Source organism: Ferruginibacter sp. (assembly GCF_028288465.1).
Classification (GTDB): domain Bacteria; phylum Bacteroidota; class Bacteroidia; order Chitinophagales; family Chitinophagaceae; genus Ferruginibacter.
Map to the genome: position 1 here is coordinate 25,339 of NZ_JAQBNR010000029.1, position 8,737 is coordinate 34,075.

Annotated in this window: 8 protein-coding genes and 3 tRNA genes; 6 read left to right on the plus strand and 5 right to left on the minus strand. The window is 38.8% G+C overall.

Translation table 11 applies throughout. From position 1 onward, the window contains the following. Nucleotides 1-388: 388 nt before the first annotated feature. From JWR61_RS13700 to JWR61_RS13715, 4 genes are all read right to left on the minus strand, one after another. Nucleotides 389-1,390: a zinc-dependent peptidase gene (locus tag JWR61_RS13700; protein ID WP_301928337.1), complete on the minus strand. Its 1,002-nt coding sequence runs from the start codon at nt 1,388-1,390 to the stop codon at nt 389-391. A gap of 32 nt (nt 1,391-1,422) precedes the next feature. After that, nucleotides 1,423-1,689 (minus strand): hypothetical protein, encoded by a 267-nt coding sequence (locus JWR61_RS13705; protein ID WP_301928338.1) that lies wholly within the window; start codon nt 1,687-1,689, stop codon nt 1,423-1,425. A 115-nt stretch (nt 1,690-1,804) separates the two neighbouring features. Beyond that, the gene (locus JWR61_RS13710; protein ID WP_301928339.1) at nt 1,805-2,644 is read right to left on the minus strand and encodes a hypothetical protein; all 840 of its coding nucleotides are present in this window, start codon (nt 2,642-2,644) and stop codon (nt 1,805-1,807) included. A gap of 17 nt (nt 2,645-2,661) precedes the next feature. Then, nucleotides 2,662-3,936 (minus strand): DUF2130 domain-containing protein, encoded by a 1,275-nt coding sequence (locus JWR61_RS13715; protein ID WP_301928340.1) that lies wholly within the window; start codon nt 3,934-3,936, stop codon nt 2,662-2,664. Between the two features lie 258 nt (nt 3,937-4,194). On the opposite strand from JWR61_RS13715, the gene JWR61_RS13720 reads away from it, so the two are divergent. Further along, nucleotides 4,195-4,278: transfer RNA gene (locus tag JWR61_RS13720), tRNA-Leu, on the plus strand. A gap of 26 nt (nt 4,279-4,304) precedes the next feature. On the opposite strand, the gene JWR61_RS13725 is transcribed toward JWR61_RS13720, so the two are convergent. Next, the gene (locus tag JWR61_RS13725; protein ID WP_301928341.1) at nt 4,305-5,456 is read right to left on the minus strand and encodes a HAMP domain-containing sensor histidine kinase; all 1,152 of its coding nucleotides are present in this window, start codon (nt 5,454-5,456) and stop codon (nt 4,305-4,307) included. Between the two features lie 211 nt (nt 5,457-5,667). Between JWR61_RS13725 and JWR61_RS13730 the strand changes: the two genes are divergently transcribed. From JWR61_RS13730 to JWR61_RS13750, 5 genes are all read left to right on the plus strand, one after another. Continuing rightward, on the plus strand, nt 5,668-6,756 hold the full coding sequence (locus tag JWR61_RS13730; protein WP_301928342.1) for a glycosyltransferase family 2 protein: 1,089 nt from the start codon (nt 5,668-5,670) through the stop codon (nt 6,754-6,756). A gap of 48 nt (nt 6,757-6,804) precedes the next feature. Further along, nucleotides 6,805-7,008 carry a hypothetical protein gene (locus tag JWR61_RS13735; RefSeq protein ID WP_290337038.1) on the plus strand — a complete coding sequence of 68 codons (204 nt, stop codon included), beginning with the start codon at nt 6,805-6,807 and terminating at the stop codon, nt 7,006-7,008. An 86-nt stretch (nt 7,009-7,094) separates the two neighbouring features. Then, nucleotides 7,095-7,167 (plus strand) — tRNA-Gly (locus JWR61_RS13740). Between the two features lie 72 nt (nt 7,168-7,239). Beyond that, a tRNA-Leu gene (locus JWR61_RS13745) sits at nt 7,240-7,325 on the plus strand. Between the two features lie 291 nt (nt 7,326-7,616). After that, on the plus strand, nt 7,617-8,492 hold the full coding sequence (locus JWR61_RS13750) for a DUF4238 domain-containing protein (protein WP_301928343.1): 876 nt from the start codon (nt 7,617-7,619) through the stop codon (nt 8,490-8,492). Nucleotides 8,493-8,737 lie beyond the last annotated feature (245 nt).

Here is an 8,737-nt window from a genome sequence, read left to right on the forward strand (position 1 = left end):
CGACACGAGGGGCATAACAATGTTATTACAACGACTTCTGATTATTTATATTGCCATGCAAAACGCACTTAACATATAAAGAAAGGCGGCTATTTGTAAAGAACCACTTATATGTGGGAAGAAATTTATATTATTTTGGAATACAATATCATTTATAAGTCAGTAAACAATCATGTGGTGACAGCGTTTATTAATTCTTTTAAACACTCTGAATGTTAAAAATATTGGGATAAACTTTTCCAGGGAATATGTCTTTTTTCACTTTGCCCCAAGTAACCTGCGCAACAAAAAAAATTAGACTACCGGAAAAAGAGGCAGATATATTTTATTTAGAAACAATATTTGTAACAGATAACTGCCGGACAATAATAGCCAGGAAAAAATAATATCAGGTTTTCGCGTTTGGATATTGATTCAGCAAAGTACAAATGGTATAGTATAAATCCGGATAATGCGCTCTTAATGCCGCAGGTTTTTCAAAAAATATTTCAATGTTTTCCGCCCAGAATTCCTGAAAATTTTTTAAGGCATAATCAGAATATAAATCAAAACCAGGAATGGCTTCCTGTTGAAAAACCTTGTTGCCATAATTGTTAAATGCCGGAAACGCAGCGACAAAATTTTTATCTGCCTGTCGGCCTGTTTCAAAAAACTGGTAGTAATAGGCATGCGCCATTTCATGCAGCCCAACATTTTGTCCATCGTCGGGACACTGAAAGCCGTGCAGAAAATGTTTCCAGGAAAGGTTAATCGTATTGCCGGAAACGTTGCCTTCGAGCACCCGTACCGTTGGATGTACGCCTATAAATTCTTCCGGGTAAATATGGATATAATCAAAGTCGGGCAACAGGTATTTTTCCAGGCCAAAAGTAAGTTGTATGGCTGCTGCGCTGATTAGTACCGGCATTTCTTTAAAGCCACTCTTATCATGAATTACAAAAGATATCTGCGTGATAAATTTCCGGGTGCGTTGTATAAATTTTTCTTTATCAAATGGATTTAACCCATTGTAATAAGCCGAATGTTTTTGTAAGATGTGGCTCATTTCCGGCAATGAAAAATTCAGGTCACTGCCGCGATAAGTGTGTACCGGGTTGGCAAATTGCACTCCTTCAGGATAAAGGTTATGACCGCCAGGTAGAATATTATTATCGTCCGATTCGCTGCTTGTTTTTTTATTGCTGCGGATGGCTGCGATAGAAAAAAATAAAATGAAAATTGCCAGCACAACAAATCCCGGGGCAAGATCCATGGGATTGGAATAGTGCTCATCCCATTTGTGATCATGTATGCGATGTAAAATTGCCTTTTGTTGCTGCAGCGGTAAGCTGTCAATCAATGGAGGCAATTGGCCCTCGCCGTCCCAATAAATTGTTGTATCCTGCGGCATCGTTTTCCTCGTTACAAATGTTGTCTATTCTACTACCATTTTTTTTCAGCCAGCCTTTCTGCGGCATCGGATATTCGTTTGAATTTTTTATTTCCTGTAATTTTTAAAAATACAAGAATAAGCAAAGCCGCCAGGAAAAAAACAAACAGCAGCGGACCTATAACAACATTCTCATTTGCGTGGGCAGGCATTGGTTTAGTCACCACTACGTGTACTTTGCGTAACCCATCGGGGTTAAGGCTGTCAACATTTACTGGAACGGTAAATGCAATGTCATCAGTATCTTGTGCTTGCGGCATATACAAATTTTGTTCGTTCAAGAATAGTCACCAACACCACAGTACTGTACTTATTTGCTTTTAGCTACTGCTTGTTCATCAGAATCAATAAGAACCTAATATTGGTGTTATTCTTTTACGATTTCCCTAATATAGTTTTGATAGATAACTCATCAACTTCTAACCACTTTAAAATATTAGTTGCATACTCTTTATTCTTGTGTCTTGCTTCTTCAAACTGTTTCGTTAGTCCAGTAATATTAAGCCTCTCATTAACAGTCATAGCGTTTAGTCCTTTTATTTTACCTTCTATTGTTGTCGCCACTGGATTATGCAACTTAAGCCAACGACTTACATATTTGTCAAAGTCAGTTAAGTCTCTTTCTATTCTCTTGCTTAACCTTTTTACACGTTTGTCAAAACCATTTTTCGTGAAATAACTTTTTAGTTTGTGATTTTTAAACCAAAAGTCATAATTAAACAAAGGCATTCCTTTAAAGTCATCAACGTGTAATCGCATATTGGAGACGCTGTTAGGTGGCAAAATAAATTCAATACCATTTACCTGATTTAGTTGCCTCAAACCTTTAATCTCATTGTCTAACTGAAAAATATTTAGACTAATTTGAATCCATTTGTCGCCCTTGATAATATGAACCGATACTATTTGCAACAATGAATTCTCTGTCAATTTACAGAACTCATAAGAATAACTACCGGTATTGTCTTTGCCAAAATTAGCGGCTGAAAATGGCGATTTCTCATAGCCATTTTTGGAGAGCATTGGAAGACCCCTATCAAAAAATATTTTTCTTCTTATTTCAAGAAGTTCTCTGTCTGTTGCCCTATAAAATAAACCCATAAAATTGCCACTATTGTCAATTATAGATTGTTCGTTGTGATTACCACCAACATCCATGTACAGGCCGTCAATTTTTCCCGTAAGGGTAATCGCAACCGCTTCAATCGAGAGCATTTGAAGCTTATGTTAATTTATTCATCCAAAGCCTCGTCGTCACCACCGTCCAGTAAAGGAATATTACCAACAGAAGCTCCGGCAATTCCTTTAACAGAACCATACATTCCGCTTGTACTGATCAGCACTTTTTCCAGTTGTTTTTCTCTTTCCTTCCACATTTTTTCCATTTGTATGCGCTCCTTCATAATGCTTTGCTTCATCGCCATAAACCCTTCCACGATGGCTTCTACCTGTCCCTTAAACTCATTGCCGGTTAAATAATTGTACAGCAGCTGCATTTTGTCTCCCTTGTTTTCTTCACTTCGCTGTATTTCATGCACCGTTAAAATTCCCTTGCGCAGTAAGTGCGCCACGCTGTTAACTTCACTAAAATTGCATATCCAAATACCGTCTTTTTCACCAAACCTTTCCATGTCTTTCGGAAAAGCCTGTGTAACCAAAATAGCCACGTCCGCACCGCGGCTGCGCATATCTGCTTTTAATTTATCAACCCAGTTATTGCTCCATGTTTTGGTGCGTTTGCTTTCATAAATAATTTTGCCGCAGGGCGTGCCGCTGCTGTTGCGTACCACCTGTATACAATCCGCCCCTTCCACACCCTTGCCCACTTCTTCTATAATGTCAAACGGAAAACTTTCTTTTAAAATGGCTTCCAGCAACAGTTCCTGTACTTCGCCCTGGCGTTGCATAGAGCTTTGTTCGGCCCGGCGCTTCATTTCGTCCGCCAGTTTTTTTTGTTCATTCAGCTGCATTTCCAGCTCTTTTAATTTCAACTGGTAACCGGTTTCCTTTAAGGAATTTTTTTCATTTTCCTGGTGACGGATCTGTTCCGTGAGCGAACCTCTTTCTTCCTGTAATTTTTTTTGCAACGTAATCTCCAGCTCTGCTTCCCTGTTTTTTAACTGCTGTTCTTTTTGTAAAAACTCCAGTTCTTTTTTGCGTGCTTCTTTTAATTTTTCTTCATTGTCGTTGTTGTTGTTTTGCAGCAATCGCAGTTTGTTTTCATAATCGGCCGAAATACTTTTTCTAAGTTGCTCCTGAATTTCTGTTTCCAGTTTTAGTTTTTCCTGCTGCAGTTTCTGGGCAAACAGTTCATTTTCTTTTTTCTTTTTTTCTTCAAACAATTGCAGATCTGCCGACAGCTTTCTTTTGTCTTCTTCCATTTTAGATAAAGACTGGTTTAATTTATCCTGGTATTGTTGCTGGTATTTTTGTTCAATATCCGCCGCCAACACATTTTCCACATCAAACACATGCCCGCAGTTGGGGCATTTTATATTATTTGCCATCACTCAATTTTTTTACAAGATAGGAAGAAAGAAGTTTCAGTGAACGTGCGGATGTTTCACACAACGGGTACTACGAAAACCTCGGGCACAAAGTGGTTTTTATTACGGATTTTTATGCACATGTGTTTCTGCCGGGCATACCATTTTTTACATTATTTGTGGCCCTGTGTAAAGCCATTTTACGTTGTTTCCGTCGTATTCTTTGCGTCCGTTTGGTGAAAGAATTATTTTTTACGTTAATTTGCATCTCCAATTAATGCGGCGATGGCGAAATTGGTAGACGCACTACCTTGAGGTGGTAGCGCTCGAAAGGGCTTGGGAGTTCGAATCTCCTTTGCCGCACAAAAATGATCCTGTCTTTGACGGGATCATTTTTTTAGTACAATCCTGAACGTAGTACCCTTGCCGGTTTCAGAATGTTTTACAAATAATTCCCCTTTATGGTATTGTTCGATAATGCGTTTGGACAAACTCAGTCCCAAACCCCAGCCTCGTTTTTTGGTAGTAAAGCCCGGCTTAAAAACATTCGGAATATGTTGTTTGCTGATACCTTTCCCGGTGTCTGTAACATCAATCACTACCTGCGAGGTTTCTTTTTTTATGGCGATACTGATGGCGCCTTTTCCATCCATCGCATCCAGTGCATTCTTTAATAAATTTTCTATCACCCAGTCAAACAGGGGCGCATTTATTTGTGCCGGAATAAATGTTTCCCCCATGCTGTTAATTGAAAAATTCACCTTATCCGGGGCTCTTCTTTTTATGTAAGCCATCATGGTTTCCACCTGTTCCAGCACATTCATTTCTTCCAGTTGCGGCGTGCTGCCGATCTTGCCAAAACGGTCGCTTACCAATTTTAACCGGTCAACATCTTTGCTCATTTCGGTGGCAATTTTTTCATTGCCCGGCTGATCTTTTAATAATTCAACCCAGCCCTGTAAAGAGGAGAGAGGTGTACCCAACTGGTGCGCCGTTTCTTTCGCCATGCCCGCCCATACCTGGTTTTGCGTAGATTTATTGCGGGTGCTGATGGCAATTAATGTAATAATGATAAACAACGCCACAATAAAAAGTTGCACCAGCGGAAAATAACGCATCTCTTTCAACAGCGCCGATTCGCCATAATACAACCTGTTCTTTTGCAGCGAATCTACGGGGTTGGTCCAGCTTACCGGCGGGTGCAGTCCTTTCAATTCTTTTAGTTTATGATTAAGGTAAGACGGGTCATTTTTTATCTTAACCGAATCCAAATTATTGGTTTCAAAAATGCTGTCTTTTTCATTCACCGCAATCATCGGAATGTCCTTGTTATTTTCAACCAGTATTTTGCCCGAAAGGTTGGTAGGCGTTGCGGCAGAGTTACTGATGTCTTTCACCGCTTCCACCCATTGCTCTATTTTTAAGCGCTCTTCCGCGGCAATTTTTTTCGCCAGGTAGTTGCTGTAAAAAATCGTACCGGTTACAATGGCAATGGCTATAACGGCCAATCCCGAACGCCAGTTAAAAAATTGACTAAACATTTGTAAATATAAAATAAGAAAGCAACATCCAAAAAGAAGTAAGTTTGCGCCACGTGCCACCTGGTCGGCACCGAAGGTCAGACCGGGTGACACACGCCAAAACCAAAAATTATAACCGGAGATGCTCCGGTCCGTTCCTAACGTGATATTAAAGAGCCGGATCGGAAAAATCATTCAATAAAAAAATAAAAAAAATACAGCCGCAAAACTGATGACAGGAAACGATTACTCCGAAGAACACTTCAGCAATCCTGATTATACAAATACCTCCATGGACGAAACACCCATCGTAGCCATTGTAATTTTAAACTGGAACGGCAAACATTTTTTAGAACAATTTCTTCCATCAGTAATTGCTTCTTCTTACCAAAATAAAAAAATCATTGTTGCTGACAATGCTTCCACTGATGACTCTATTACTTTTTTACAGCAGCATTTTCCGCAGGTAGAGATTATACAGAACGACACCAACGAAGGCTTTGCAAAAGGGTATAATACTGCGTTGCAACAGGTAACAGCAGACTATTATGTTTTACTAAACAGCGATGTAGAAGTAACGCCGGGCTGGATTGAGCCCATCATTGAACTGATGGAAAACAATGCGGGCATCGGCGCCTGCCAGCCAAAAATGTTAACCGATGCGGCCCGGCATTTATTTGAGTATGCAGGTGCCTGCGGGGGCTGGCTTGATAACTTTGGTTATCCGTTTGCAAGAGGAAGGGTATTTGACGTAGTGGAAGAAGACAAGGGCCAGTACAATGATGCGCAGCCCTGCTTTTGGGCCAGTGGTGCAGCTATGTTTGTACGTGCCGACATGTATCATGTGCTCGGCGGACTGGATGAATATTTTTTTGCGCACCAGGAAGAGATTGATTTTTGCTGGCGCCTGCAGCTGGCCGGCTATAAAGTATATGTGCAACCAGCGTCAGTGGTATATCATGTAGGCGGCGGTACATTAGCAAAGGGCAATCCCAGGAAAGATTTTCTCAACTTCCGCAACAACCTGGTAATGCTCGCAAAAAATTTACCGGTCGCAACTGCCTTATGGAAAATTCTTTTCCGCATGGGGCTGGACGTGATAGCCGCTTACCAGGCTCTGTTCAGTGGTAATGGAAGGTCGTTTTTAGCCATAGCAAAAGCGCATTGTTATTTTATCAAGTGGTTGTTGTTTAGTAAAAAGCAATCCGTATTTCCCATATCAAAAAATGGTCAGCTGCATGGATGGTACAGTGGGTGCGTGGTTTGGCAATATTTTGTAAAACATAAAAAAACGTTTTCAGAAATTATTTATAACAAATAATTTTTTTTGAAACACATCCCTTATTTTTGCCCTCGCAAAACCAGTAGCATGCAACAGGAAATAATAGATACAACACACAAAGATTTTGCCCACAACTGGGTGTCCTCCTCACGTTTTCTCTGGTATTGCCAGATATTTATGGTAGTAGCATTAATACTAGGCGGCTGTTATGGTTTATATACCCATCGTTACAAGGGAAAACCAGAAGTTGCGGTGCCTGAAAACACCCTGTACAACCCTAAATACAAATAAAAATTTTGTAGTTAATTTACAAGCCTTATTTTTGCAGTCCCAAAACAAAAATAGTTCTTTACATATCGAAGCGAAAGCTTCAAAAAGCGGAAGTAGCTCATTTGGTAGAGCGCGACCTTGCCAAGGTCGAGGTGGCCGGTTCGAGCCCGGTCTTCCGCTCAGAATTTAGAGCAGATAGCCATGTTATCTGCTTTTTTTTTCTAAAGCCGGTTCTTCGGAACAGGCAGTGTCACTCGGGTGGTGGAACTGGTAGACACGCAGGACTTAAAATCCTGTTCGCTGTAAGGCGAGTGTGGGTTCAACTCCCATCCCGAGTACTTGTAAATTGTAAAAGCCTTGATAGTGTTGACTTTCAAGGCTTTTTTATTTTTTGGGGGGCGTGTGAGGGGACGTTTTTATTTATTTTTATCATTGAAAATGCGACTTCCAGTTCCTACATGTTATAATTCTACAACAAATATTTCACCTTGTGCTTATTTTCTACAATCACGGACGCTTTTTAAATCGTCCTTTATCGAATATACAAGGTGATTCTCTTTTCAATTGCAAATTATATCTTTTGGATTTGCCTTACCATACTTTAAAAAGTTATTACCTATTTTTAAATAATGGATAATGAGAAAAATGAATTTAGCAAGTATTTAAAAAAGCGCTCCTCTCGACATCACTATATACCTCAGTTCCTTGTTAGCGGTTTTACAAATACTGATGGGCTCTTGTATTTATACGACAAACAGAAGGACGAGATATTTAAAAAGCCAAGATCACCCAAATCAGTATTCTTTGAAATTGACCGTAATACAGTAAGCTTGGATAGTACAACAGAAAGTTCAATAATTGAAGATTTATTATACAAGGAAATTGATGATAAAACAAGCAAAATAATTAAGCTTTATCAAGAATTAGAATTATCGCAAATTGATTTCAAACTTGAAGATTCTGCCACACTTCTATTCTTCATGATTTCTTTGTTTTGGAGAATTCCTAAATCTGATTATGCAGCAAATGATTTAATTAATAGATCAACAATTACAGCAAATGGAAATAATGCAGAAATTTTAAAAAAAGACCCGACTTATAGAAAAATGGCAAGAGCAGGATTTTTTAAGCATCATATCGCTGAGATAAAAAACTTTGGTTCTAAAGGAACAAAATGGCTTAATATCCATCAAAATGCAAACGATATTTTCTTGATTGGAGACTATCCAATACTTTTTAAAAACGAGCGGAAATTATTTAGTGAATTCAATGATACAGATATCTTGATGGCTGTTAGTTCAAATAGGATTTACTCTTCCACTGTTGAGAAGCTGACTGACTTTAACAATAGAAATTCTTTGAGATACAATGTTTGTATAATTAGTCAATCGGTTAATTATGTTGCTTGTAGAAATCTTGAGGTTTTAAAGCATTCTGTTTATAAAAAGTTATTAGAAAAGGGAATGATGATAGGTTTTGAAAAAGAGGTATTTAACACCAAATAACTACAGCATAAACGGAACCCACTGCTAGTCATATATTAAGCATTTGGCTATAATCGCCAGACTATTCAAAACTTTTAAATAATCGAGAATTTTTATTTTACAAATTTCTTGTAAAAGGGTGTAAGCTTCCCCATTCCTCGGCCGTGACAGTTAGAGTTAATAAACACTTTTATTAACTTTAAATTTTTACAATCATGAAGAAAAGATTTACCGAAAGCCAAATAGTGGCTACCATCAAGAAACAG

Excerpts from the sequence above, each read along its gene's own strand:
- JWR61_RS13750 (WP_301928343.1), top strand. The coding sequence starts at position 7,617 with ATGGATAATGAGAAAAATGAATTTAGCAAGTATTTAAAAAAGCGCTCC.
- JWR61_RS13710 (WP_301928339.1), bottom strand. The coding sequence starts at position 2,644 with ATGCTCTCGATTGAAGCGGTTGCGATTACCCTTACGGGAAAAATTGAC.
- JWR61_RS13705 (WP_301928338.1), bottom strand. The coding sequence starts at position 1,689 with ATGCCGCAAGCACAAGATACTGATGACATTGCATTTACCGTTCCAGTA.
- JWR61_RS13700 (WP_301928337.1), bottom strand. The coding sequence starts at position 1,390 with ATGCCGCAGGATACAACAATTTATTGGGACGGCGAGGGCCAATTGCCT.
- JWR61_RS13730 (WP_301928342.1), top strand. The coding sequence starts at position 5,668 with ATGACAGGAAACGATTACTCCGAAGAACACTTCAGCAATCCTGATTAT.
- JWR61_RS13715 (WP_301928340.1), bottom strand. The coding sequence starts at position 3,936 with ATGGCAAATAATATAAAATGCCCCAACTGCGGGCATGTGTTTGATGTG.
- JWR61_RS13735 (WP_290337038.1), top strand. The coding sequence starts at position 6,805 with ATGCAACAGGAAATAATAGATACAACACACAAAGATTTTGCCCACAAC.
- JWR61_RS13725 (WP_301928341.1), bottom strand. The coding sequence starts at position 5,456 with ATGTTTAGTCAATTTTTTAACTGGCGTTCGGGATTGGCCGTTATAGCC.